This window comes from Bryocella sp., from assembly GCF_058498515.1.
The window spans coordinates 1-25,052 of the sequence record NZ_JBMHYI010000063.1 but is presented as its reverse complement, the minus strand read 5'-3'; the positions used below and the strand labels follow the sequence as shown (position 1 = coordinate 25,052).

Annotated in this window: 19 protein-coding genes and 1 pseudogene; 13 read left to right on the top strand and 7 right to left on the bottom strand. The window is 62.8% G+C overall.

The annotated features are described in order from the left end of the window. Positions 1 to 72: 72 nt before the first annotated feature. Together AC5E6W_RS18070 and AC5E6W_RS18065 are read left to right on the top strand one after the other, a co-directional pair. Positions 73 to 2,892, top strand: coding sequence for a TonB-dependent receptor (locus AC5E6W_RS18070; protein WP_491753725.1), 2,820 nt, complete (start codon positions 73 to 75; stop codon positions 2,890 to 2,892). Positions 2,893 to 3,100: 208 nt separating this feature from the next. Beyond that, complete coding sequence (locus AC5E6W_RS18065; RefSeq protein ID WP_491753724.1) at positions 3,101 to 4,087, top strand: DMT family transporter; 987 nt, start codon at positions 3,101 to 3,103, stop codon at positions 4,085 to 4,087. A 26-nt stretch (positions 4,088 to 4,113) separates the two neighbouring features. On the opposite strand, the gene AC5E6W_RS18060 is transcribed toward AC5E6W_RS18065, so the two are convergent. After that, positions 4,114 to 4,734: a hypothetical protein gene (locus AC5E6W_RS18060; protein ID WP_491753723.1), complete on the bottom strand. Its 621-nt coding sequence runs from the start codon at positions 4,732 to 4,734 to the stop codon at positions 4,114 to 4,116. A 242-nt stretch (positions 4,735 to 4,976) separates the two neighbouring features. On the opposite strand from AC5E6W_RS18060, the gene AC5E6W_RS18055 reads away from it, so the two are divergent. Next, positions 4,977 to 5,585, top strand: coding sequence for a cupin domain-containing protein (locus tag AC5E6W_RS18055; protein WP_491753722.1), 609 nt, complete (start codon positions 4,977 to 4,979; stop codon positions 5,583 to 5,585). Between the two features lie 98 nt (positions 5,586 to 5,683). On the opposite strand, the gene cysS is transcribed toward AC5E6W_RS18055, so the two are convergent. After that, positions 5,684 to 7,192, bottom strand: coding sequence for a cysteine--tRNA ligase (gene cysS / locus AC5E6W_RS18050; protein WP_491753721.1), 1,509 nt, complete (start codon positions 7,190 to 7,192; stop codon positions 5,684 to 5,686). Between the two features lie 128 nt (positions 7,193 to 7,320). Further along, the gene (locus AC5E6W_RS18045; RefSeq protein WP_491753720.1) at positions 7,321 to 8,541 is read right to left on the bottom strand and encodes a tRNA (adenosine(37)-N6)-threonylcarbamoyltransferase complex transferase subunit TsaD; all 1,221 of its coding nucleotides are present in this window, start codon (positions 8,539 to 8,541) and stop codon (positions 7,321 to 7,323) included. Between the two features lie 184 nt (positions 8,542 to 8,725). On the opposite strand from AC5E6W_RS18045, the gene AC5E6W_RS18040 reads away from it, so the two are divergent. The 3 genes from AC5E6W_RS18040 (at position 8,726) to AC5E6W_RS18030 (ending at position 11,905) form a co-directional block, all read left to right on the top strand. Beyond that, positions 8,726 to 10,159 carry a CCA tRNA nucleotidyltransferase gene (locus AC5E6W_RS18040; RefSeq protein ID WP_491753719.1) on the top strand — a complete coding sequence of 478 codons (1,434 nt, stop codon included), beginning with the start codon at positions 8,726 to 8,728 and terminating at the stop codon, positions 10,157 to 10,159. A gap of 251 nt (positions 10,160 to 10,410) precedes the next feature. Then, entirely contained in the window at positions 10,411 to 11,088 is a 678-nt protein-coding gene (gene msrA, locus AC5E6W_RS18035) for a peptide-methionine (S)-S-oxide reductase MsrA (protein WP_491753718.1), read from the top strand. 160 nt (positions 11,089 to 11,248) lie between these two features. Then, on the top strand, positions 11,249 to 11,905 hold the full coding sequence (locus AC5E6W_RS18030) for a hypothetical protein (protein ID WP_491753854.1): 657 nt from the start codon (positions 11,249 to 11,251) through the stop codon (positions 11,903 to 11,905). A 36-nt stretch (positions 11,906 to 11,941) separates the two neighbouring features. Here AC5E6W_RS18030 and AC5E6W_RS18025 read toward each other — a convergent pair. Next, positions 11,942 to 12,004 (bottom strand): annotated as a pseudogene (locus AC5E6W_RS18025) (DUF4259 domain-containing protein); the annotation flags it as partial. A 127-nt stretch (positions 12,005 to 12,131) separates the two neighbouring features. Between AC5E6W_RS18025 and AC5E6W_RS18020 the strand changes: the two are divergent. Together AC5E6W_RS18020 and AC5E6W_RS18015 are read left to right on the top strand one after the other, a co-directional pair. Next, on the top strand, positions 12,132 to 12,830 hold the full coding sequence (locus AC5E6W_RS18020; RefSeq protein ID WP_491753717.1) for a DUF4386 domain-containing protein: 699 nt from the start codon (positions 12,132 to 12,134) through the stop codon (positions 12,828 to 12,830). Between the two features lie 41 nt (positions 12,831 to 12,871). Beyond that, positions 12,872 to 13,615 (top strand): Type 1 glutamine amidotransferase-like domain-containing protein, encoded by a 744-nt coding sequence (locus AC5E6W_RS18015; RefSeq protein ID WP_491753716.1) that lies wholly within the window; start codon positions 12,872 to 12,874, stop codon positions 13,613 to 13,615. Positions 13,616 to 13,659: 44 nt separating this feature from the next. Here the strand turns inward: AC5E6W_RS18015 and AC5E6W_RS18010 are convergent, their stop codons facing one another. Both AC5E6W_RS18010 and AC5E6W_RS18005 read right to left on the bottom strand, forming a co-directional pair. Continuing rightward, positions 13,660 to 14,217: a hypothetical protein gene (locus AC5E6W_RS18010; protein ID WP_491753715.1), complete on the bottom strand. Its 558-nt coding sequence runs from the start codon at positions 14,215 to 14,217 to the stop codon at positions 13,660 to 13,662. A gap of 411 nt (positions 14,218 to 14,628) precedes the next feature. Then, positions 14,629 to 15,633, bottom strand: coding sequence for an AraC family transcriptional regulator (locus AC5E6W_RS18005; RefSeq protein ID WP_491753714.1), 1,005 nt, complete (start codon positions 15,631 to 15,633; stop codon positions 14,629 to 14,631). A 121-nt stretch (positions 15,634 to 15,754) separates the two neighbouring features. Here AC5E6W_RS18005 and AC5E6W_RS18000 point away from each other — a divergent pair, with 121 nt between their 5' ends. After that, the gene (locus tag AC5E6W_RS18000) at positions 15,755 to 16,489 is read left to right on the top strand and encodes an SDR family NAD(P)-dependent oxidoreductase (RefSeq protein ID WP_491753850.1); all 735 of its coding nucleotides are present in this window, start codon (positions 15,755 to 15,757) and stop codon (positions 16,487 to 16,489) included. Positions 16,490 to 16,616: 127 nt separating this feature from the next. Here AC5E6W_RS18000 and AC5E6W_RS17995 read toward each other — a convergent pair whose 3' ends face one another. Then, a complete protein-coding gene (locus AC5E6W_RS17995; protein WP_491753713.1) occupies positions 16,617 to 16,748 on the bottom strand; it encodes a hypothetical protein in 132 nt (43 codons plus the stop codon). A gap of 221 nt (positions 16,749 to 16,969) precedes the next feature. Here AC5E6W_RS17995 and AC5E6W_RS17990 point away from each other — a divergent pair, with 221 nt between their 5' ends. The 4 genes from AC5E6W_RS17990 to glmS all read left to right on the top strand — a co-directional run. Next, a complete protein-coding gene (locus AC5E6W_RS17990; protein WP_491753712.1) occupies positions 16,970 to 17,416 on the top strand; it encodes a response regulator in 447 nt (148 codons plus the stop codon). A 96-nt stretch (positions 17,417 to 17,512) separates the two neighbouring features. Beyond that, the gene (locus tag AC5E6W_RS17985) at positions 17,513 to 19,015 is read left to right on the top strand and encodes a hypothetical protein (protein WP_491753711.1); all 1,503 of its coding nucleotides are present in this window, start codon (positions 17,513 to 17,515) and stop codon (positions 19,013 to 19,015) included. A 495-nt stretch (positions 19,016 to 19,510) separates the two neighbouring features. Then, entirely contained in the window at positions 19,511 to 23,125 is a 3,615-nt protein-coding gene (locus AC5E6W_RS17980) for a carboxypeptidase-like regulatory domain-containing protein (protein WP_491753710.1), read from the top strand. Positions 23,126 to 23,314: 189 nt separating this feature from the next. Further along, positions 23,315 to 25,052: glutamine--fructose-6-phosphate transaminase (isomerizing) (glmS, locus tag AC5E6W_RS17975; protein WP_491753709.1), on the top strand; the 1,738-nt coding region annotated here is incomplete at its 3' end.

Here is a 25,052-nt window from a genome sequence, read left to right as displayed (position 1 = left end):
CCGGGCCCCCATACCGAGCCTGCGATGCCCACGTCGCCTCGCAGCCCGTGAGACAGGAGTCTCTTGTTGATCTTGCAACGCTCTATCGTTCGCCGCCTCCAACGCCACCTCCGGGCTCTTAGCTCGGTCATGCTTGGCGTTGCGTTTGCCCTGGCGGCAACCGCCCAGTCGAACTCCGGCACCGTCGCCGGCTTCGTCACGGACTCCACCGGCGCCGCCATCCCCAACGCCACGCTCAAGCTCTCCAACAGCGTCAGCGGCTACGCGCAGTCCACCACCTCGGACGCCCAGGGACACTTCCAGTTCCCCAACGTCCCGTTCCACGGCTACACGCTCAGCGCGGCCTCTCCCGGCTTCAGCTCCTTCAGCAAGCCCGTCTCGGTCGACTCTCCCGTCGCCGTCAACTTCCCGGTGACGCTCACCATAGCCGCATCCACCGACAGCATCACCGTCGAGGCGCCCATGGACCTCGTCGAGAACGATCCCACCGCCCACACCGACATCGATCGCTCACTCATCGCGCACATGCCCCTCGAAAGCGCCTCCAGCGAGCTCAGCTCCATCGTCACCCAGGCCTCACCAGGCGTCAGCTCCGACTCCAACGGCATGATGCACGGCCTCGGCGATCACGCCGAGAACTCCTTCTCGCTCGATGGCCAGCCCATCACCGACCAGCAGAGCAAAGTCTTCTCCAACTCTGTTCCCGCCGCCGCCGTCCAGTCGCTCGAAGTCATCGAAGGCGCTCCGCCAGCCGAGTACGGTGACAAGACCTCGCTCGTCGTCAAGGCCACCACCCGCTCCGGCCAGGGGGTCACCACCCCCACCGGCGAAATCAACGCCAGCTACGGCAGCTTCGGCTCCTCCAGCATCGGTGGCGATCTCTCCTATGGCGGCAAGAACTGGGGCAACTTCATCGCCGCCAGCGGCATGGACACCGCCCGCTTCCTCGATACCCCAGAGTTCGCCGCCCTCCACGACCAGGGCAACGAGACCAACCTCTTCGACCGCGTCGATCTACAGCCCTCCGCCGCCGACACCCTGCACTTCAACGTGCAGTTCACCCGCTCCTGGTTCCAGACCCCCAACGACTACGCCAACCTCGGCGTCACCGACCAGAACGGCCATCTCCTCGGCAACACCGACCAGCGCTCCAAGATCGAAACCGTCGACTTCGCTCCCAGCTGGACGCACACGATCTCTGCCAATGCGGTCTCCAACCTCGGCGTTTACATCCGCCGCGACGCCTATAACTACTACCCCAGCAAGAACCCCCTGCTGGACTACGCCCCCGCCCAGCAGCAGGAGTCCGTCGCCCAGCAGCGCTCGCTGATGAACACCGGCGCCCACGGCGACATCTCCTACGTGAAGGGCATCCACAACGCCAAGGCTGGCTTCATGTATGCGCAGACCTTCCTGCGCGAGAACCTTCAGACCGGCCTCACCGATCCCGGTGCCAACGCTCCCTGCCTCGATAGCAGCAACGACCCCGTCAACGGCTTCACCTCCACCGCGCAGTGCGCCGGAGCCGGGCTCTTCGCCAACAACGGCACGAACTACAACGCAGCCAATCCCAACGCCTCCGCATTGCCCACGCCGTTCGCTCCTGTACTGCTCGGCTATGACTTCACCCGTGGCGGCGGCTACTACTCCTGGCACGGCCGTGCCGACGTAAAGCAGCTCGCGCTCTACGCGCAGGATCAGATCACCGCCGGTCCCTGGCAGATCAACTTTGGCGTCCGCGGCGACTTCTACAACGGCCTCACCATCCAGCGTCAGGCCGAGCCCCGCACCGGCCTCAGCTACACCATCAAGAAGTCCGGCACCGTGCTCCGCGCCTCCTACGCCCGCACCCAGGAGACGCCCTTCAACGAGAACCTCGTCCTCAGCTCCACCGGCTGCTCGGACGCAGTGATCTACGCCGTTTTCAACGTCACCGGAGGCTGCACCTCCACCACCGCGACGCCGTTCAATCCCGGCTTCCGCAACGAGTTCCACGCCGGCCTCAGCCAGTCCGCAGGCAAACACTTCGTCTTTACCGGTGAGTACATCTGGAAGTACACGCACAATGCCTACGACTTCTCTGTCTTCGGCACCACGCCCATCACCTTCCCCATCGAGTGGCACAACTCCAAGATCCCCGGCTACGCCATCTCCTTCGCGATGACGGACTGGAAGGGCATCTCCGGCCAGTTCAACGCCTCCAGCGTCGCCGCCCGCTTCTTCTCGCCGCAGATCGGCGGCGTCGGAGCCGTGCCCTCCTCGGCCAGCACCGCCGCCCATGTCTACACGCCCTTCCGCATCGACCACGACGAGCGCTTCAACGAGACCACGCATGTGCAATACAACATGCCCTTCCGCAAGTCGCTCTGGTACGGCGTCAACTTCCGCTATGACAGCGGCATGGTCGCCGGCGCCGCTCCCTGCTACAACGCCAACTCCAGCGCCAACACGGACTGCCTCCCGTTCTCACTCAACGCCAACGGCGCCCCGCTGACGCAGAACGGCCAGCCGCTTCTCAACCTCAGCAAGCTCTCGCCCGACCAGCAGTTCCAGGCCGGCATTGCGTGCAACGGCGTTAGCGCCACGCCCACCGCGGGCTTCAGCCAGTGCCTTTCCTCGCAGCTCACCTCGAACCTCATCCACATCCCCGCACCGGGCACTGAGAACGCGGACAAGGGCCCCACCCGCATCGATCCCCGCGCCCTCTTCGACATGGCCATGGGCGATGACGACCTCTTCCACTTCCATCACGACCGCTACAAGTTCTCCACCCGCGTCACCGCCATCAACGTCACGGACAAGTACGCGCTCTACAACTTCCTCTCCACCTTCTCCGGCACACACTACGTCACCCCGAGAACCGTAACCGGCGAGCTGGCCTTCCACTTCTAACCAGCACAACAACGCGAAAAAGGCCCGCTGCGAGCAGTGGGCCTTTGTCTTTCCATCATTCCTGCGGGAACCTGTCATCTCAACCGACGCCTCACTCCTCGCTCCTCCCTGGACACCTCACACCTCTACAGCTCACACTCCGGTTTCCGCAGCCTCGACGCACATCGTATCCCACCCCAGCTCCCGAGCCGTCTACCATAGACACTCGATGTCTCAACCCTCTTCCACCGCACGATCCCGCGACACGCTCATCCTCATCGCCTTCACCAGCGTGTACCTCTTCTGGGGATCCACCTATCTCGCCATCCACGTCGCCGGGGAGCATCTCCCCGTGCCTATCGTTGCCGCCTCGCGCTCGCTGCTCTCCACCGCGCTCATCATTCTCATCTGCGCCGTCTCCGGAAAAAGCCTGCGCGTCCCCAAAGGCGAAGGCTGGCGGCTCGCCGTCGCTGGCATCCTCTTTATGAGCGCCAACAACATGCTCCTCACCTGGGGCGAGACCATGGTCCCCTCCGGCTTCGCTGCCCTTGTCGTCTGCAGCACGCCCATCATGATCGCCCTCATCGAAGTCGTGATGGTGCGCCTGGGCCGCGGCGGCGAGCCGCTCAACGGCCGCGGCTGGCTCGGCACGTTGCTCGGCGTTGCCGGTCTCGCTGTCCTTGTCCTGCCCTCCATCCGCGCCGAGTTCACCCACAAGAGCATGGTCGGCTACTCCAATCCAACCCTCGGCGTCATCGTGCTGTTCGGCGCAGCCATCGCCTTCGCCGCGGGCTCCGTCTTCTCCCGCCGCTGCCGCTTCCAGGCCGACACCCTCGTCGCCACCGGCTGGCAGATTGGTTCAGCCGGCCTCTTCAATCTCTGCGTCGCGCTCGCCAGCGGCGGCTTCCATCGCGCCGTCTGGACTTGGCAGGGAAGCAGCGCCATCGTCTATCTCTCCATCTTCGGCTCGCTCTTCGGCCTGGTCGCCTTCACGTATCTCTTGCAGAACGTCGCCGTCACCAAGGTCTCCACCTACGCCTTCGTGAACCCCGTCATCGCCGTGCTGCTGGGCTTCCTCATCCTGGGCGAGCGCATGGTGCGCATCCAGCTCCTCGGCATGGGCGTCATCGTCGCCGGCGTAGCGATGGTTGTCCTCAGCCGCGGCATTCCCGGCAAGCGTGAGATCGTCGGCGTCTCCGGTCAAGCTGTCGAATAATCAAATGATCAGCAGCATGGGCGCGCTTACTCCCCGTCCACTGCCCGTCCCGCGAGGAAGGGAAACAGCGACACCTGCTGCTGCCCATCGAAGCTCACGCTCATGCTTCCGATCGTCGCGCGTTGTTTGCCGTACGCTCCACTCAGATACAGGACCAGCAGCCAGTGCTGCTGCTGCTCGAAGCTTGCCGCCATCACGTACACCGGCATCTGCACACCGAACGCAGCTCCGTCGCTGCCAGGCACAGCTTCATCGGCGATCATCATCCCCGCGGACATCCCCGCATGAATCGGATGGCCCTGATGTTCCTTCACTCGCCGAACAGACGTCGCGACCAGCGGTATCACCCCGCGCATGCGCAACACTGTGTCCGCCACCATCGCCAGCCCCTGGCTGCCATTCATTCGCCCCGCAAGACAGAAGCGATCTACATCCATCAGCAGGATCGTCTCCGGCGTCGATCCGCCTGACGTCCCGGCGCTTCGCGTCGCACGGAAGATCGTATGCATGCATTCCGTCGGCGCGTCCTCCGACGTGCTCAGATGCTCCCGCTCCAGCACGGCCTCCAGCGTCTCCGGAACGCGCGGCACAAAGCCCTTCGGGTAACTCATCGTCAGCCGCAGCGTCGGCTCGACATAGAGCGACATCCCACCAGAAACAACCGGAGGCGAACTCCCTGCCGCGCTAAAGCCAGTCCCTGCGCAAATCATCATTACGGCCACAACCCACGCAGCCCGCACACGACCCCTGAAAGCTCTCACATATCGAGTCTAGGAACCACACCGCGTGGTGTGACGAGCCTCGGTCGAATTCGCGAATCAACAGTAACGATTCGGGAGCGACTACATGCCGCAAGCCTCGGAGCCATGCCCCTGTTAGCCTGCAAAGCATGAGGCCGCCTCTTCGCGCATCAATCGTTCTGCTCTTCGCGGGTCTCGCCCTCGCTGGCCTTGCTGCCCAACAACCCACACCGTACGAGCCCGACCCCCGCGTCCGCGAGCTCATCCGCGAGCTGCACCTCAGCGTGCTTCCGCGAGAGTCCGGCTACCTCGGCATCATCGGCGTCACGCCTCTGCAAGTGGATGTGAAGGGCCGCGCGCTCAGCGTCCAGAGCCAGAACTACTACATGCTCACCCGCGCCCTGCCCATCAACTTCCTGCATCGGCTCGAGCCCGCCGACACCCACATCTTCATCGAAGGTGGCCCCGTCGACTACTACATCTTCCATCCCGATGGCCACGTCGAGAAGCAGACCTTAGGCCGCGACGTAGCCCACGGCGAACGCCCCGTCATCGCCGTCCCACCCGGCTGCTGGAAGGCTCTCGTGCTCCGCAAAGGCGCAACCTACGCCCTCACCGCCAACACCCTCTCACCCGAGTTCACCCCCGACCGTGTCGTCATCGGAGCCGGCGAAGACTTCATCGCCCGCTACGCAGGCAAAGCCCCCTGGGCAACAAAGGAATTCCTGCGCACGTTGATAGGCTCCAAGAAAAAGTGAATAGTGAAAAAGTGAATAGTGAAGTAACGCAACATCGCTCCCGCGGGCGCTTTACTTCACTATTCACTATTCACTGCACTCTACTCACTCGCGCAAGTTTACTTGCGCTTCCACCGCACCCCATCCTTCGAATCCTCAATCACAATCCCCTTGGCCAGCAGGTCATTGCGAATCGCATCCGCCCGCGCGAAGTTCCGCTGCTTCTTGGCCTGCGTTCTCTCTGCGACCAGCGCATCAATCTCCGCATCGCTGAGCGAGCCCGCACCGAACTGCGCCAGCACCTCCGGCGCTACCTGATCCAGCTTGCCCTCTTCCTCGGCCCACTTCAGCGCGCTCTTCGTCAGCTCGCCATCGCGATCTTCAAGCACCGCAAAGATCGAATCGAACTTCGCCAGCAGCGCCAGCGTAGCCTCCGCATCCGCCCTGCTCAGCGAGTTCTTGTCCGCCGCCGCATTCACCGCGCGCAACACGTCGAAGATCGCCGCCCGCGCCTCGGCCGTGTTCAGGTCATTCTCCAACGCGTCGACGAAAGCCTTATCCTTCGCCGCGATCGTGTCCTGCAGCGTGCCCTCGCCCTCAGCCACGGTGTCCGCAAACGTCCCCGCCTTCACGCCCGCAACGATGCGCTGATGGAACGTCCGCAGCCGCTCCACTGCAGCCGTCTCCGCCGCCAGTCCATCGAACGTAAAGTTCAGCTGCTGCCGATACGGCACGCTCAGCAGCAGGAACCGGATCGCCGCCGCCTTGTGGCCCTTCAGCAGCAGGTCGCGCAGCGTATAAAAGTTCCCTTCGGACTTCGACATCTTCCGGCCTTCGACAAGAAGAAACCGCACATGAAACCAGTGCCGCGCAAACGGCTTGTGCGTCGCCGCCTCGCTCTGCGCAATCTCGTTCTCATGGTGCGGGAACATCAGGTCCTCGCCGCCCGCATGCAAATCAAAGCTCGGCCCCAGGAACTTCATCGCCATCGCCGAGCACTCGATGTGCCACCCCGGCCGTCCATTGCCCAGAGGAGTCTCCCAGCTCGTCTCGCCCGGCTTCGCGCCCTTCCACAACGCAAAGTCCCGCGCCGCGTCCTTGTCGTACTCATCCACGTCGACGCGCGCGCCGTCCTCGATGCCTTCAAAGTCCTTCTTCGAAAGCTTGCCGTACTCCGGGAACTTCGCGATGCGGAAGTACCAGCTGCCATCCTCGGCCTTGTACGCAATGTCCTCGTTCGCCAGCGTCTCGACCAGCGACACCATCTCCGGGATGTTCTCCGTAGCCTTCGCCACCGCCTCCGGCCGCTCGATTCCCAGCGCGTCCGAGTCGTCGAAGAACGCCTGCGTGTACTTCTCCGTGTACTCGCCAATCGGCAGCCCCGCCGCCGCAGCGTTGCGGATGATCTTGTCATCCACATCCGTCACGTTCATCACGTGGCGCACGCCCATGCCCTCGAGCTTGATCGCCCGCCGCAGCACGTCCACGTGCAGGAAGGTGCGGAAGTTGCCAATGTGGCCGTAGTCATACACGGTCGGTCCACAGCAATAAAAACGAACGGCCGAGCCATCGGAGGCGTACAATTCCTCGATCTGGCCGGAGAGTGTGTTGAAAAGTTTAAGCGGCAAGTGTCTGGGACTTTCTCAGTAGAAATTCGCAGTTCTATTGTAGAGCCGGGGAATTCGGGTGGTCCGGATTCTCGGACCCGGGCTAGTTTGCAGCGGACAACGGTCAACGGAGCACGGAGAACGCTCCCTCACCCCAGCCTCAACTGCGGCGTAGGCTCCAGCGTATCGTCCGCGAACCGCCCCGCGAGCAGCTTCGGCCACGCCGCCGCCGCAATCATCGCTGCATTATCCGTCGAGAGCGCAATCGAAGGAAACGCAATCGCAATCCGCTGCTTCTCCGCCCGCGCGATCATCGTCTCGCGCAGCGCCGTATTCGCGGCCACGCCGCCCGACACGAGAATCCCCTGCGCCCCATAGTGCTCCGCCGCGCCAAACGCCGCGCGCACCACGTTCCGCACCGCTGCATCCTGAAAGCTCGCAATCAGATTCAGCGTCGCCGCATCGAAGTGCGCAACCGCCGCCTCCAGCGCCTCGCCACGCGGTTTCGCCTTGTCCAGCCCCGCAGCCTTCAACGCCTCGAACCGCTCCGCAATCGCACCCTGCATCGCGTGCAGCTCCACATACCGCCGCACCGCAGTCTTCAACCCACTGAAGCTTAAATCGAATCGCGTCGCGTCCTCCGGAACCTCGGCGTCCGCAGCACGATCCTTCACCAGCTTCGGAGCCACATGCCCCGTAGCCTTCTGCTTGATCTGCGCAATCGCGAACAGCTCGCGATCCGCCACCCCATGCCGCGCCAGCGCATCAATCCACGGCCCACCAGGGTAAGGAAGCCCCAGCAGCTTCGCCACCTTGTCGAACGCCTCACCCGCAGCGTCGTCCACCGTCCGCCCCACATTGCGATACCGCCAAAGCCCCTGCGAGTCCTTCTCCGCCAAATACAAATGCGAATGCCCGCCACTCACGACGACAGCCAGCAACGGAGCCTTGCCCTCAAACGCCGCCGCACTCTCCATCAGCACCGCATGGATGTGCCCCTCGAGATGATTCACCGCGATCAGCGGAACCCCCGCCGCAAATGCCAGCGACTTCGCAAACGTGATCCCCACCAGCAGCGCACCCGCCAGCCCCGGCCCCTCGGTCACCGCGATGGCCTCAAGCTCCGAGTAGCGAAGCTCCTCACCCAACACCGACCCCGCCCGCTGCATCGCCTCGCGCGTCACCGGGACCACCGCCCGCAGATGCTCCCGGCTGGCTAGCTCCGGCACCACGCCGCCATAGCTCGCATGCACCAGCTGCGACGCCACCACGTTCGCCAGCACCTCGCTGCCGCCACGCACCACCGCCGCCGAGGTCTCGTCGCACGAGCTCTCAATCCCGAGAATGAGCCTGCCTTGCACTCTTTCCATCTTAAGCGACTCCCCTCGTCGCTCATCGCTCGAAACCTCATCGCTCTACAGACAAACAGCGGATGCCCACGAAGAGACCGGGTGCCCCACCTCTCGATTTTGAGAGGTGGGATCGAAGCCGCCTCCGAACAACGCCCGCCCAGACATCGCCCCTCTGCCAAGTGGCTATCATCGAAGCAAGGAGATGCCACGCCTCCACAATCCGGCCTACGAAGCAGCGCTCGCCATCGCGGCCCGCCTGCATGAGCTCAGCCACGTCGCCTACTTCGCCGGCGGCTGCGTCCGCGACATCCTCCTCGGCCTCGAGCCCAAGGACTTCGACGTCGCCACCTCCGCGCGCCCCGACATCGTGCAGGCCGCCTTCCTCCGCACCGAAAGCGTCGGAGCCCACTTCGGCGTCATCCTCGTCATCAATGAAATCGCCGGCGAGCGCATCGCCACCGAGGTCGCCACCTTCCGCAGCGATGGCGCCTACTCCGACGGCCGCCGTCCCGACTCCGTCCGCTTCTCCAACGACGCACGCCACGATGTCCTCCGCCGCGACTTCACCATCAACGGCATGCTGCTCGACCCCGTCTCCTTCGAGCAGGGCGATCCCCTCACCGTCGCGCATCCCGGCCAAACCGCCTGCTGCGTCCTCGATCTCGTCGGCGGTCGCGGCGACCTCGAGCGCCACATCATCCGCGCCATCGGCGAGCCGCACAAGCGCTTCGAAGAAGACAAGCTCCGCATGCTGCGCGCCGTCCGCTTCGCCGCTCGCCTCAACTTCACTATCGAGCCCCGCACCTTCGCCGCCATCCAGGCGCAAGCCGCCACCATCGACCAGGTCTCCGCCGAACGCGTCCGCGACGAGCTCACCCGCATCCTCACCGAAGGCGGAGCCCGCCGCGGCTTCGAACTCCTCGATGAGACCGGCCTCCTCGTCGAAATCCTCCCCGAGATCTCCCGCATGAAAGGCGTCGAACAGCCCCCCGAGTACCACCCCGAAGGCGACGTCTGGATCCACACGCTGATGCTGCTCGATCATCTAAAGAAAAATGAGCGAAATTCAGGGAAAATAGCCGCCAGCCCCACCCTCGCCTGGGGCATGCTCCTGCACGACGTCGGCAAACCCGCGACCTTCACCCCACCCGATCCCTCCAAGCCCGGCGACCGCATCCGCTTCAACGGCCACGTCGAGGTCGGCGTCGCCATCGCCCGCAACATCCTCAACCGCCTCCGCTTCTCCAACGACGAGTGCGACCAGGTCCTCGCGCTCATCAAGCACCACATGCAGTTCGGCGACATCACGAAGATGAAGCAGTCCACCCTCAAGCGCTTCCTTCGCCTCCCGCAGTTCGACGAGCACCTCGCGCTGCACTACGCCGACGTCATGAGCTCCAACCGCAACCTCGGCCCGTACAACTACGCGCTCGAGCAACTCGAAGATCTCGGCCACGAAGAACTCCGCCCCCAGCTCCTCATCACGGGCCGCGAGCTCATCGACGCCGGCTACCAACCCGGCCCCCAGTTCAAAGCCATGCTCGTAGCCGCCGAAGACGCCCAGCTCGAAGGCCAGATCCACACCCCCGAAGAAGGCCTCACCCTGCTCCGCAACCGCTTCGGCCCACCGCGGTAGGCCCTTGTCTTTCTTGTTGTCATCCCCGCAGGGGATCTGCTTCTTCTTGAGTGACCCGCCCGACGGGTGCCCCGGGTCCGGATTCTCGGACCTGGGCTAACGAGCATAAGCGCGCCCGGAAGAGCCCAAGCCTCGCTCTTGCCTTTCTTGTTGTCATCCTCGAAGAGGATCTGCTTCTCATCAGCATGGGCGACAACACCCTATAGAATCCGCCCACCCCGCCCCAACGTCTTATCCCCAGAGGCTCACCCGTGACTCTGCAACCGCTCCGCACACTCTTCGTTGCCGCCCTGCTCACCGTCCCGACCCTGGGCTGCCAGGCCACCCCGCACAACCCCATCCCCGCACCCAAGCAGGATGACACCCTCGCCGCGAAGCCTGGCCGCGAGACCGCCATCTTCGCCGGAGGCTGCTTCTGGGGAACGCAGGCCGTCTTCGAGCGCGTCAAAGGAGTCCTCGACACCAAGGCCGGCTACGACGGCGGCACCGCCTCCACGGCCACCTACGACCAGGTCTCCAGCGAGGCCACCGCGCACGCCGAAAGCGTCAAAGTCGTCTTCGATCCCTCGAAGATCACCTTCGGCAAGCTCCTCCAGATCTTCTTCGCCGTCCACGATCCCACCACGCTCAACCGTCAGGGCAACGACACCGGCACCAGCTACCGCTCGGCCATCTTCTTCACCACACCCGGCCAGCAGCGCATCGCGCAGGCCTACATCGCACAGCTCGACGCAGCCCACGCATATCCCCACAAGATCGTCACCGAGGTCACAAAGAACTCCGGCTTCTTCGATGGCGAAGACTATCACCAGGACTACGCCCTCAAGAACCCCAACGACACCTACATCCTCGTCTGCGACCGTCCCAAAATCGCCACCCTCAAATCCGAATTCCCCGACCTCTTCGTCGAATACACCGGCAGGAAATAGCCTCGAGGCAAACGGTCGGAGCGGCGAAGCGCGTCTCCAGGAACTCATCATCGCCGCGCAAACTCAACTGGAACTTTTCGTTTTGACGAGCGTATCTTCCTCAAACTGAGGAGGGTCGATGCGCCCCTTAGGACGACACGTCTGGTCGAGTAGAACCACAATGGTCGCTGCGGCGGCTTTGCTGCTCGGGGTTGCGGCGTTTGCCTACGGGGCCGACGAAACAGCCGCGAAGCCCGTGCGTCACGTCAGAGGCCGAACGCTGTTCTCAGAGCAGTCTCCCCGCATACAGCTGAGTGTCCGGAAGGGGTATCGCTTCATCGGTTCGCAACAAGTCAACCTCTACGGAGTCGCGGAGGCGGACCAGTTTGTTTTCGCAAGGCTCGGCCACGACAAGTCGGTAGCGAGCTTTTACTGGATTCAGTTTGAGCACTTCCTGCCATCCAACGATCGAACCTACAAGTACGGCTCAAAGCAGACCACACAGATAGGCGGACTTCCGTTCGTCTACAACGTGGGAAGCTGGCCCGATTACCTGGTCGAGATGGCAAAGAATCCCGCGTCGGACGGGGCAGGGATCGAGCGTTTGTTCGAGACGCAACACCTGTCGTTTCCTCATCGGGCTGCGCACGTGCGCATGTTTCATTCACCGTCTGCCGATCACCGCAGCGAGCTGATGATCATCTATGGGGAAGCCCTGCCGCAGGATAGTTCTGTCCCCGTCCGCGCAAACGGGCTCGATCTGGAAACGGAGTCGCCCGCCTCGGCAGAGGCGCTCCTTGAACATGCACGCCAGGGTCTTGTCATTCATACGCGGTAAGAACGGCCCCCCGACCGACAGACCCTTCCCGCTGATAACCTCTGTCACGAAGTCTGCTGCGTCGTCATTCTCGTAGATCCCCGGACCCCACGCACCCATCTCGCCCCCTACGGCGAATCATAATTCGCCGCAGCCTCCGCTCCCACATCGGCTGATCGCTCCCCGCACCCTTTTCCCGGAACTTATCCATCTCCATCGCGTACTCTCTTCCACACCGGAGACGCCGATGACACCGCTGAAGCGAACCGCTCGTATCGCCGGGCTGTGGTATCTGGGCTTCACGCTGGGACCGTTCTATCTGCTCTATGTGCCTTCCCACACCATCGTGCGCAACGACGCTGCTGCCACAGCGGCGCGGGTGCTCGCCAACGAGACGCTCTTCCGCTGGGGCATGCTCGCCGAATCGCTCGGGGCAGCCATCTTCATTGGCCTCAGCCTGGCGCTCTATCACCTCTTCGAAGACGTAGACCGCCACCGCGCGCGGCAACTCGTGGCGCTGGTACTCGTCTCCTCCGCCCTCAGCCTCGTCACCCTGGTCTTCAACGCATCCGCGCTCCTCGTCTTTCGCGGAGGCGCCGCCTTCACCGGCTTCGATGAGCCCACGCGTCAGGCCGTCGGGATGCTTCTCATCCGTATGCATTCGCAGGCCAACAGCATCAACCAGATCTTCTGGGGCCTCTGGCTCTTGCCGTTTGGATCTCTGGTCGTGCGCTCCCGCTTCCTGCCACGCTGGCTCGGATACTGGCTTCTCGTGGACGGCGTCGCCTGGGTGATCCTCGGCATCACCTGGTTCCTCGCTCCCGACTCCACGGATACGCTGTTCCGCTACTTCCAGCCAGTATTCTTCGCCGAAATCGTCGCCATGCTCTGGCTGCTCATCGTAGGAGCGAAGGAACAGGCCCCCGCTGTCCCGGCAAATGCGTAAAGGTAAACTCATCGAGCACGCTGAGGTGGAGGCCAAGCATCATGAAGCTTCTTCTTACTTCTTCCGGCATCAGTAACCCGAGCATTCATCAGGCCCTGGTGGACCTCCTCGGCAAACCGATTGCTGAATCCAACGCCCTTGTTGTTCCTACCGGCATCTATCCCTTCTCGGTCGGCGCTGCCATGGCATATAAGGCGGTCTGCGGAAAGGCCCGCACGCCCTTGTGTGAGTTGGGCTGGAAGTCGTTAGGCTTACTCGAACTTACTGCGTTGCCCAGCATCGACCGAAGTGCGTGGGTTCCCGCCGTGGAGGAAACCGATGCACTCCTCGTCTGGGGCGGCGACCCGCTGTACCTCAGCTACTGGATGCACCAGTCCGGCCTGCCGGATCTCTTTTCGTCCTTGCAGCGGCCAGTCGTGTATGTCGGAGTAAGCGCCGGCAGCATCGTGGCAGCTCCAGTCTTCGGCGAAACCTATCACAAACCGTACGAGGGCACCGGAAGCCGACTTACTCTCGAAGACATGACATTCCCCGCTGGTGAAGACAGCGTCACCATGAACTTCATCACGGCCAAGGGTGCGGGATCCACTGATTTTGCCTTGATCCCGCACGCAAACCACGAAGATCGCCCGGATGCTTCTTTCGCGAACGCGCCAATGTGGGCGGCAAAGTTACCGGTGCCCGTCTACGCAATCGATGATCAGTCCGCCATCAAAGTAGATGGCAACTCCGTCGAAGTAATCTCCGAGGGAGCATGGAAGCGATTTACCGCTGATGGCTCCTGATCAGCCCTCATCACATCGCTTCGCCACAGAGCACAATCGACGACTTAGCGCGGACCCTTGGAAAAGGGATCATTAGCAGCGACTCGCATGTTCGCCTCCGCCAAAAGCGAATCCACAAGGTGATGAATGGCTCTCGCCAGACGGTTCGAAATCACGTCGGGAGCTGTCGCCTGCAGGAACCACTGGTTTTCCGAGGCCACTGGCGTATGAGCGTCAGACCGGCGGCTGAAGCAACCCACGCGGCCAGCGCAATCCAGGAAAAACGAAGAGTGCTGACCCTGCCTTGACCAGGTGCCGAGCATATCCAGGTTCAAGCTGAAGATAGGCGCCGTCAACGTTTGGACGGTATCGCATTTTCCTTCAGCAGCCGTGCCCGAAGTCTGCTTGATGATCAGGCTGCGCCGGTCTTCTGAGATGCTGACAACCTGCTCATCGCCGGGACATCCCGAATCGACAAACTCCAACGTCGGATATTTGTGCAGCGTCGCATTGATGTAGGCAGCTGTGTCGTCCGCGGACATCGCCGGAGCTTGCGCCTCAACCGTCTTGGCGAAGCACAGTGCCACCGCGAGAAACACGATATTCCCGAAAGATTTCAGCAAGGCTTTCCTCCACCTGGAAGAGACTCTGGATGATCTCCCCGATGCAATGTCGCTCGTACTCAAAGGTTGACGGTGTTGGAACTGCAGCAGCCTCAACGCCCGACCCACCGGCCGCGCTCCCCGCAAACTTGATAGCGCGAAACTCCTTAAGGATGAGCGCAGGGGGACGACCCATCCATACATCTTTGGCGAGACGGTGTAACACCTTCATGTAGCAACGGCGCTTATCGCCCCACTGCAGCTTGCAAGGTGCGGCCGGAGCCGCCACCTCAGGAGCCTTCGCCACCGCGATCGTCGTTGCGCCCTCCAGCGGCTTCAGCGGAGGCACATCCCCTAAAGGATTCCCCCAGTTCTTCGTCGACTACAGGCAAGGAGTAATCCATCCGCGACGATAGATGACGAGAAACCCCTTCACCGGGTCTGATCGTGGTCTACCGTTCCTGCATAACCGTGGCCCTCAAAACCACGTTTCAGGTATCCACCAGGGCTGGCCCCGACAACCCGCTTGAACGCCTTGCTGAACGCAGCGTCGGACTCGTAACCGACCAACCGGGCAACGTCGATGAGCTTCTTCTCCCGCTGCTGGAGTAACTGCATCGCCTTCTGCATCCGCCACTCGGTGACATATTCCAGTGGTGTTTGTCCGAGCAGCTCTTTGAAACGTGCTGCGAACGCGGAGCGAGACATGCCCGCCGCTTCGGCCAGGGATTCCACCGTCCAGGGTGCATTCACACTGTCGTGAATGGCGCCCAGGGCCGTGCCCATCTGAGGATCGAATATCCCGCGAAGCCATCCTTTACTGCGTTCCGGTCCCGACGCAATATGCGCCCGGAGCACTTGGATAAACAGAACCTCCGCCAGCCGAGTCGCGACGACTTCCGATCCCGGCGACTGTTCTGCCATCTCCGAAGCCAGCGCCTGCACTGTGTTGTGAAGAGCAAGCGTGCGTGCCTCATCGGCCTTCATCAGAAGGAAGCTCGGTAATAACTGACTGATCGGCTTCAGACTGGCGCGATCGAAACTCAACGACCCACAGACGATGGTCGTCGGTGCGCCGCCACCGCCGCAAAGTGCCACATTGCCGTTGGCCCTGGCCCCGATCTCACGGAAAGTCCACTTCGGACGTGTTCGCGGGCTGTCGCGCAAAACAATCGAAGTCCCCTTAGCCAGCAAAAAGCAATCACCACCGGTCAGCGGAATCGGCTCCGCAATCCCTTCCACACTTAGCCAGCAGTTGCCGCGAGAAAGCATGGCGAAGTGCGCCAAATCCGTGGGGTAGGTCTCCTTACCGGAACGCGTGACTTTTTCTTCGGCCCGATTTTCCTGTTTCACGCCCCACGGGGCTGTGGCTTCGAGCCTGTGCAGACCGAAAGCGGTCACGTGCATCGTTCGGAAGATGTCTGTTATCGGGTCCAACGTTATCCTCCTGTTTTGGACGAATGGACAAAAAACTAGGACTCTTGAGCAGTTCTCGTCCATCACCAAAGAACTCTACTCCTCAGGAATGGATGCTGGACATCCACCGAAGGGAGCAATGATGGGAAAGCTTGAAGGAAAAGTGGCAGTCATCACGGGAGGATCGAGCGGCCTGGCGCTCGCCAGCGCCAGGCGGTTCGTTGAAGAGGGTGCCTACGTCTTCATCACAGGTAGAAGGCAGGAGCAGCTCGACGAGGCCGTCAAGCTCATTGGCAGGAACGTGACCGGCGTGCGCGGTGACGCGGCCAATCTCGACGACCTCGACCGTCTGTTCGATACGGTCAAGCGAGAAAAGGGCAAGATCGACGTCCTGTACGCGAGCGCTGGCACCGGCGAGGCCCTACCGCTGGGCGAGATCACCGAGCAGCACTTCGATACGGCCTTCGGCCTGAATACACGCGGAACGTTGTTTACGGTTCAGAAGGCATTGCCGCTGTTCAACGATGGTGGATCGATCATCATGACCGGATCCGTCGCTTCGGTGAAGGGTTTCCCCGGCTTCGGCGTGTATGCGGCCAGCAAGGCGGCGCTGCGCTCCTTCGCACGCACGTGGCTCAACGAACTCAAGGGCAGGAAGATCCGGGTGAACGTGCTCAGCCCGGGGCCAATCGCCACACCGATGCAGGAAGAAGTTCTCACCAAGGAGGCGAAGGAGATGTTCGAGTCCCTGATCCCTCGGGGAACGATGGGGCAGCCTGGGGAAATCGCAACGGTCGCGCTGTTTCTTGCCTCAGACGATTCGAGCTTCGTGAATGGGGTGGAGTTGGCTGTCGACGGCGGCATGACGGCGATCTAATCTCACCGAAATCCGGATAGGCAACGAAACTCGGCTTGTCGGCGGAGGGGGGAGCGGGTAGCAGCACCGGAGAGGGCGCATAACGCGCGTCCTTCATTCCTGCGCTGCCCGTTCGCCCTCATCCGCTCTACTGCAACGTGTAAGCTACCGCCGGAGCAGCCACCACCTCTGGAACTCTCGCCGCCTCGCTCGTCACCGCACCTTTCAGCCCCTTTCCCGTAATATCCGCAATCGACAGCAGCGGCCTGCTGAGGCCCATCGTGGCATGATGCCATGGAACAAAAGTGTTGTCGCATCATAGGAAACTACAGGTACGGAAGGGTTTGCATTTCCTTCCGGCCGGTTGTCGATTAGACTGTGTAACGGAGACACAGCCAGTTGCTGCGACGATGGCGTTCGATCTCCCGCTTGGGGCAGCCAGCGGAGCCGACGACTCGCACTCGTCTGCCTCACGATCGTCCCCTTGCCAGGACCCTGATCATGATTCCGATTCTCTTCGACGGTGGGAGCTCATTTTCCAAGCTGCCGCCAGTGCTTTTTAACGAGAAAAGCTCCGCCGCGCAGGAGCCCCGCAAACCCCGGGTTCTGGTCGTCGACGATGAAACCCTCATCGCGGACACCATCGCGCAGATCCTCAATCGCAACGGATTCCGCGCCACCGCTGTCTATTCCGGCGCCGCGGCCATCGAGCTGGCCCGCACCGAGTGCCCCGACCTCGTGCTCTCCGACGTCATGATGCCCCACATCGACGGCGTCGAGGCTGCCATCGCCATCCGCCAGGCCTGCCCCGACACCCGCATCATCCTCATCAGCGGCCAGGCCGCCACGGTCGAGATCCTCTCCCGCGCGCGCGAACGCGGCTACCAGTTCGAGCTGCTCGCCAAACCCATCCATCCCACCCTGCTCCTTCGCCATCTCCGCGACTAGTAGGGCATCCGCTCCGCCAGCGGGCCCTCACACCCCCGAAAGACGAACGCTTAAACAGCGCCAACCCCGCGAGCCATCATGTACCCTCTTGGGGATATGTCCTCTCGTAGCCCTCTGGACCGCCGCCGCTTCGTCTCTCTGTCGCTCGCCGCCACCGCCTGTGCCGGCGCCGCTCCCTGGAAGGCCCTCGCCCAGACCGCGCCGAAGGCCAGGCTCGTCCTGCATCCCGACCAGCCCGGTCCCACGATCCCCGCCAGCTTCCTCGGCCTCAGCTACGAGACCCAGCAGCTCTCCGATCCCACCTTCTTCTCGCCCGCGAACACCGGCCTCATCTCCCAGCTGCGCGCGCTCACCCCGCGCGGCGTCCTTCGCCTGGGTGGCAACACCTCCGACTACGGCTACTGGAAGCCTACGCCCGACTCCCAGATGCCGCCACGCAAGCCCCGCGAGTACAAGGTCGGCGACCCCGACCCCAACACCGCCTACGCCGTCACGCCCGAGGCCATCCACAACCTCAACGGCTTCCTCGAGGTCACCGGCTGGACCTGCCTCTACGGCATCAATCTCGGCACCAACATCCCTTCACTCGCCGCCGAGGAAGCCGCCTTCGTCACCAAAATCCTCGGCCGCAAGCTCGAGTACCTCCAGATCGGCAACGAAGCCGACCGTTTCGGTTCCACCATCCGCGACCCCAAAACCTGGGGCGTCGATGCCTTCTTAGCCGAGTGGCTCCCCTTCGCCAAAGCCATCCTCGCCCGCGTCCCCGACGCCATGTTCGGCATGCCCGACATCGCCTCCAACGCCGAGTGGTTCGCCACCATCGGCGAGCGCCTCCAGAACGATCCCATCCGCTCCCACATCGCCTGCCTCTCGCACCACTACTACATCGGCGGCCCGCCCTCGAACCCCGAGATGACCATCGACAAGATCCTCGGCCCTAGTCCCACCGTCCTCAAGCAGGCTCAGATGGTCTCCACCGCGGCGAAGAAGCTCGGCACCCACTGGCGCATGACCGAAGGCAACACCTGCTATCGCGGCGGCAAGCCCGGAGTCTCGGATGTCTTCGCCTCCGCGCTCTGGTCCGCGGACTACATGCTCAAGCTCGCCTCGCTCGGCTACACCGGAGTAAATCTCCATGGTGGCGATGGCCAGATGGTCGCCAACTCCCTCGGCGGCAAGCTGCCCGGCGATGAGCTCGTCCTCGCCGCGCATGGCAATCCCGCCCAGCACCCGCATCCCTACTACACGCCCATCGCCCACATCGGCACGGAGTACGTCGCCGAGCCCGTCAGCTACGGCATGCGCTTCGCCGGAGCCTTCGCCGGCGCTCAGCTCTTCGCCGTCGACTTCGATCCCGGCCCGGTCAACGCCACCGCGTACGCCGCCACCCTTCCCACCGGCCAGCAAGCCGTCGCTCTCATCAACAAGGACCGCACCCAGCCCCTAGTCATCGACCTCGCGCGTTACTCCGTCGGCCTCACGCTAACTGCGCCCACCCTCGAAGCCCGCACCGCCGAACTCGGCGAGCCCGCCCGCTTCCATGAAGCCAGCGTCGTGCCCCCAGCCTCAGCCATCATCCTCTACAGCACACGAAGCTAACTCTCTTGCTCGTCGCAACCCGTCAGGCCGGTTGTCGTCGCATCGCAGGAGTAACTGCGCACAGATAAGTCGCGCCACGGTACCGGGCCCTCTTCGCCGCAGCGGGAGGGCCGCGCTTCCTTCCATCCCATCTTCGTCTGACGGTCAGCGCGTGCATCGCACGACGCCCACCCACGCGTGAAAGTTCCCTCATTCAGGCGTATTTCGGACCTCTCCACGCCCCCATTGCCGCCGCCGTACCCCATCGCAGAACAAGTCTTGACAAAAGGATTCCATTGGGCGGACTATGTCTCCCGATTTAGAACCAGCTAGACTTGCGTCGCCTGCGGTTATACCGGTTCACGACCGGGCGGCGCCTAACTTCACTTATGCGCGCGCTTGGTTTTCATCCTTCGCCGCATGCTCCTCGTGCTGCCGCGATAACAGTGTGGGCGTATCAGCCACGCACGCGTTGGCAGTATCGGCGTCGCCCTTGTTGCCTGGAGGCAAAACCCGATGGACCATCTCTGCCGTGTCAGCCGGACCCTTACCACCCGACTCGCCACGCTACTTGTCTTCGTCCTCTCCTTCGCTACGTCCCCAACTTACGCCCAGGTCGCCGGTACCGGTAACATCCAGGGCACAGTCATCGATCCTGCCGGCGCAACAATCCCCAATGCCAAAATCACGCTGACGGCGGAATCGACGCACGTAACGCAGACCATCCAAGCCGATAGCCAGGGAGCGTACGTCTTCCCGAACATCCCCATCGGCAGCTATACGGTCACCGTCACCTCTCCAGGCTTCCAGACCTTCAGCAGCAAGCACAACGTGCTCGAAGTCGGCAGCAACATCGCCGTCAATGTGAAGATGACCATCGGTCAGGAGACCCAGACGGTCACCGTCGAGGCGGAAGGTCTCGCCCTCCAGACCGAGGACGCCAGCTTCAAGCAGACCGTCGACCAGCAGGACATCACCGAGCTTCCGCTCAACTCCGCCAGCCGCCAGATCACCGGTCTTCTGCTGGTCACCGGCGGCGCCACCGCCGCGCCCGCAGGCGACTTCACCGGCAGCAAGTACTCCTACCAGACCATCTCCATCTCGGTGGCCGGCGGCGCCGGCAACACCACCCTCTGGCGTCTGGACGGCGGCGACAACAACGACTACATGGGCAACGGCAATCTGCCTTTCCCATTCCCCGATGCTCTCAGCCAGTTCAGCGTAGAGTCCACCGCACTCGGCGCGCAGGACGGCATGCACTCCGGCGGCCTCGTCAACGCCGTCACCCGCTCCGGTACCAACAAGTTCCACGGCTCAGGCTTTGAGTTCATCCGCAACAACTATCTCGACGCCACCAACTTCTTCTCTGTAACCAAGGACCAACTGCATCAGAACCAGTTCGGCGGCACCTTCGGCGGCCCGGTATGGATCCCCAAGGTCTTGAATGGTCGCGACAAGCTTTTCTTCTTCGTCGCGTACCAGCACCTGATCAGCAAGCAGACCTCCGCCTCGACGCAGGCTCACGTGCCTACCGCCGCCAACCTCGCCGGCGACTTCTCGGTGACGTCCCCTCCTCCAGGTACGACCATCACCTCAACCTCCTGCAACACCAAAACTGTTCAGCTCGTCGACCCCCTCACAGGCGCCACCATCCCTGGCAACAAGTACGCTACCCCGCCCGCATGGAACGCCCAGTCGCTCGCGCTGCAGAAGTATCTGCCTGCCATCAGCCCCACGGTCGATCCCTATGGCTGTGGTCTGGTCAGCTACGCCATTCCGCAGGATGTCTTCGACAATGAATTTGATACTCGCGTCGACTGGAACATCAGCGCCAAACACAACTTCTATGGCCGTTACTTCATCGATGGCTATCAGGCCCCGGCGTTCTTCTTCCCCAATAACATCCTCGTCACCACCGCCTCCGGCAACGTGGAGCGCACCCAGAGCATCACCTTTGGCGAGAACTGGACGATAAGCAGCAAGACGGTCAACAGTGCCCATCTCACCGGTCTGCGCCGCCTCAATAACCGTGGCTACGCAGCCAGCGATATCAACGCTGCTACCCTCGGCGTGAATATCTATCAGGCAGTCCCTAACGGTCTCTATCTCGCGGTCGCCAATAAGTTCACCATGGGTGGTGGCACTAACTCAGTGGCCCACTTCAATGACAACACCATCACCTTCAACGACGATGTCACGATGCTGCGCGGCAAGCACCAGATCGTGTTTGGCGGTGAGTGGGCCCACAACCAACTCAATATCACCAACTCGTATGAAGCCAACGGCGTCTTCGAGTTCGGCGCGGTTGCCAGCGGCAGCGGTCCGGCCGGTGGCACCACTGTCGGCGACGGTGGCCTCGACTTTCTCCGCGGCGCCATGACCGCCAGCGGCCAGACGCCCCCGTTCCAGCAGAGCAAGGAACAGCAGAACGCTTTGCGCGGAAATGTGCCCAGCCTCTATGCGCAGGACACCTTCCATGCCACCCCGCAACTCACCCTCGTGGCTGGTATCCGCTGGTCGCCGGAATATCTTCCCGTCGACTTCTTCAATCGTGGCACCACCTTCAGCATGAGCGCGTTCCTGGCCAACCAGGTCAGCACCGTCTATCCCAACGCTCCTGCAGGCTCGTACTACTACGGCGATCACGGCGTCTCGCGCCAGTTCACCAAGAACTCGCCCTGGCAGTTCTCGCCCAACGTGGCGCTGGCGTATGACATCGGCGGCAAAGGCAAGACGGTCATCCGCGCCGGCACCGAGTTGATCTACGACGAGGTCAACTTCTTCACCGGCCAGCGTACCCAGCAGAACCCGCCCTTCGCCACCGCCATCAGCCAGACCCAGACCTCGAGCTCAGGTCCAGTCAGCTTCAGCGCACCTTGGTCCTCCGGCTCCCTCACCACCAACCCCTTCCCACAGCCGCAGGTTCCCACGGCGACGACGGCTTTCTTCTATCCGCAATCGCAGTACATCGTCATGCCTACGCAGTTCCATCCCTCCTACACCATGCAGTGGACCGCCAGCATCCAGCGCCAGTTCGGCCATGGCTGGCAATTGTCGGTCGATTACATCGGCAACAAGACCACCCACATGCCGCTCGGCGTTCCGCTGAGTCCGGCAATCTACATCCCCGGCGTTTGGGGAGCGGGCGGTACTGGTTGCGCCGGCATCGTCACCACCGGGGCGGCGGCGGTGAAGCCCGGCGCTGCGGGCACACCGTGCTCCACCACTGGTAATCAAAACTCGCGCTTCTATCTCACGCAGCAGAATCCCAACCAGGGCAATCAGTACGCCGGCGGCGGTGGTGGCTCGGTGCAGGTGGGCTATGGAGCCATGGGTAACTACAACGGCATGGTCGCCAGCATCCAGCATCGTCTCTCCGACAGCTTCAGCGTCCTGGCCAACTACACCTGGTCCAAGTGCCTCAACATCTACGACGCTCAAGGCGATTACGCTGGCACCGGCGTCGAAAACCCCTACAACCCTGGTATGGACTACGGTCCTTGCGGCTCGGATTATCGTGACGTCGAGAACATCTCCCTCGTCGCGATGAGCCGCTTCCATCTGACCAATAGCATCGTCCGCACCCTGATCAACGGCTGGGAATTCGCAGCCCTCACCCACATCACCAGCGGCGAACCCTTCACCGTCACCACCGGCACCGACATCTCCCTCACCGACATCGGCAACGATCGTCCCAACCTCATCCCAGGCGTTCCGGTCTACATTCACATCCCGAATCGCTCCGGCTCCGGCGCCATCAATCGCGGGTATCTGAACCCCGCAGCCTTCTGCGGCAGCTCAACCACCTCCAGCCCCTGCTCCAACCCAGTCGCCTCCGGAGCGTACGGCAATATCAGCCGCAATAGCTTCCGCGGTCTACCCCAGTACCAATTCGATCCGCAGATCTCGCGCGTCTTCAAGATCTACGAGAACCTCTCCACCACCCTTCGCTTGGAAGCCTTCAACGCTCTCAACCACCCCAACTTCAATCCGCCCTCTGGCGCCACGACAGGTACGGTTGCCGCTAACAGTGGCAGCGCCGCCGCCCTCAGCTCCTCCACCTTCGGCCAGATCTCTTCCACCTCCAACAACGCCCGCGTCTTCCAGGGTTCCATCAAGGTCACCTTCTAATCGCAGCACAAAGCGTGCCCGGGTCCGGAGTCTCGACCCGGGCTTACGTCTCATCCCACCCCAGGGCCCGCGCGTACCGCCGCGTGGGCCTTGTGCTTTTCCTCATAGCTCATCGCTCAACACCTCGTACCTCAACAGAATCCTTCCTCCGCCACGCGATCAATCTCGCCACCCAAGTACACTCTCAGCATGTGCGGAATCGTTGGTTACATCGGACCCAAGGCTTGTGTTCCCGTCATCATGGAAGGCCTCGCGCGCCTCGAATATCGCGGCTATGACTCCGCTGGCATCGCCGTCGCCGGCGGCCTTACGCCCGATGGCAAGCCCAACCCGCTGCAGCTCCGCCGCGCTCCCGGCAAGCTCCGCAACCTCGCCGCCATCCTCGAAAAGGATCCCGTCCACGGCACCTACGGCATCGGCCACACCCGCTGGGCCACCCACGGCCGCCCCACCGAAGAGAACGCCCACCCCCATCGCGACGGCACCGGCTCCCTCGTCGTCGTCCACAACGGCATCGTCGAGAACTACCTCGCCCTCAAGAACGCCCTCATCGCCAAGGGCCACAAGTTCATGTCCGAAACGGACACCGAAATCATCGCCCACGTCATCCAGGACGAACTAGAGCTAGCCGCGACAAATCCGGGTGGCCCATCCTTTGCAGCTTCATCGCAAAGGGTGGGGTCTTCCACCGAATCCCCCATCACCACCGACGCCCGCGTAGCCACGGACCCGGCTGACTCCAACGAATCCCAAACCGTCCTAGAATCCTCTGGCCCCTTGGCCCTTGGCCCTCAACCCTTGCCCCTCGAAGAGGCCGTCCGCCGCGCCGTCAAGCGCCTCACCGGAGCCTTCGCCATCGGCGTCCTCTCCGCGCACGAGCCCGACAAGCTCGTCGCCGCCCGCATGGGCCCACCCGCCGTCCTCGGCATCGGCGACGGCGAATACTTCGTCGCCTCCGACGTCCCCGGCATCCTCCACCACACCCGCGAGATCTACTTCCTCCAGGACTTCGAGGTCGCCACCCTCACCACCGCCGGCATCATCCTCACCGACTTCGAAGGGGGCCTCAAGCCCCTCAAAACCCAGCGCATCACCTGGGACCCCATCCAGGCCGAAAAAGCCGGCTACAAGCACTTCATGCTCAAGGAAATCAACGAGCAGCCGCGCGCCGTCCGCGACACCACCCTCGGCCGCGTCTCCCTCGATACCGGCAAGGTCTTCTTCGACGAGTTCAACATTTCCGAAGACGAGTTCCGCAAGACCACCGGCATCACCATCGCCGCCTGCGGCACCAGCTGGCACGCGGGCCTCGCTGGCAAGTTCATGATCGAACGCCTCGCACGCCTCCCCGTCGACGTCGACTACGCCAGCGAGTACCGCTACCGCGACCCCATCCCCAACCCCCTCGAGCTCGGCCTCCTCATCACGCAGTCCGGCGAAACCGCCGACACCATCGCCGCCCAGCACGAACTCATCGCCAAGGGCTCCAAGACCCTCGCCATCTGCAACGTCGTCGGCTCCGCCGTCACCCGCCTCGCTGCCGGAGTCATCACCACCAACGCCGGCCCCGAGATCGGCGTCGCCTCCACCAAGGCCTTCACCGCCCAGCTCACGGCCCTCTTTACGCTCGCACTCTACATCGCGCAGGTCCGCGGCACCGTCACCTTCGAGCACTCCCTCCACCTCGTCACCGAGCTCTCCAAAATCCCCGGAAAACTCGAAGAAGTCCTCCGCACCGTCGACGACCAGTGCTGCGAGCTCGCCAAGTCCTTCTCCACCGCGCGCGACTTCCTCTTCCTCGGCCGCGGCATCCACTACCCCATCGCCCTCGAAGGCGCCCTCAAGCTCAAGGAGATCTCCTACATCCACGCCGAAGGCTACCCCGCCGGCGAGATGAAGCACGGCCCCAACGCCCTCATCGACGAAA

What these genes read in the sequence shown, in the direction of transcription:
- AC5E6W_RS18065 (WP_491753724.1), top strand. Translation starts at nt 3,101, where the DNA reads ATGTCTCAACCCTCTTCCACCGCACGATCCCGCGACACGCTCATCCTC.
- AC5E6W_RS18060 (WP_491753723.1), bottom strand. Translation starts at nt 4,734, where the DNA reads ATGTCGCTCTATGTCGAGCCGACGCTGCGGCTGACGATGAGTTACCCG.
- AC5E6W_RS18055 (WP_491753722.1), top strand. Translation starts at nt 4,977, where the DNA reads ATGAGGCCGCCTCTTCGCGCATCAATCGTTCTGCTCTTCGCGGGTCTC.
- AC5E6W_RS18045 (WP_491753720.1), bottom strand. Translation starts at nt 8,541, where the DNA reads ATGGAAAGAGTGCAAGGCAGGCTCATTCTCGGGATTGAGAGCTCGTGC.
- AC5E6W_RS18040 (WP_491753719.1), top strand. Translation starts at nt 8,726, where the DNA reads ATGCCACGCCTCCACAATCCGGCCTACGAAGCAGCGCTCGCCATCGCG.
- AC5E6W_RS18030 (WP_491753854.1), top strand. Translation starts at nt 11,249, where the DNA reads ATGGTCGCTGCGGCGGCTTTGCTGCTCGGGGTTGCGGCGTTTGCCTAC.
- AC5E6W_RS18020 (WP_491753717.1), top strand. Translation starts at nt 12,132, where the DNA reads ATGACACCGCTGAAGCGAACCGCTCGTATCGCCGGGCTGTGGTATCTG.
- AC5E6W_RS18015 (WP_491753716.1), top strand. Translation starts at nt 12,872, where the DNA reads ATGAAGCTTCTTCTTACTTCTTCCGGCATCAGTAACCCGAGCATTCAT.
- AC5E6W_RS18000 (WP_491753850.1), top strand. Translation starts at nt 15,755, where the DNA reads ATGGGAAAGCTTGAAGGAAAAGTGGCAGTCATCACGGGAGGATCGAGC.
- AC5E6W_RS17995 (WP_491753713.1), bottom strand. Translation starts at nt 16,748, where the DNA reads ATGGGCCTCAGCAGGCCGCTGCTGTCGATTGCGGATATTACGGGAAAG.
- AC5E6W_RS17990 (WP_491753712.1), top strand. Translation starts at nt 16,970, where the DNA reads ATGATTCCGATTCTCTTCGACGGTGGGAGCTCATTTTCCAAGCTGCCG.
- AC5E6W_RS17985 (WP_491753711.1), top strand. Translation starts at nt 17,513, where the DNA reads ATGTCCTCTCGTAGCCCTCTGGACCGCCGCCGCTTCGTCTCTCTGTCG.
- AC5E6W_RS17980 (WP_491753710.1), top strand. Translation starts at nt 19,511, where the DNA reads ATGGACCATCTCTGCCGTGTCAGCCGGACCCTTACCACCCGACTCGCC.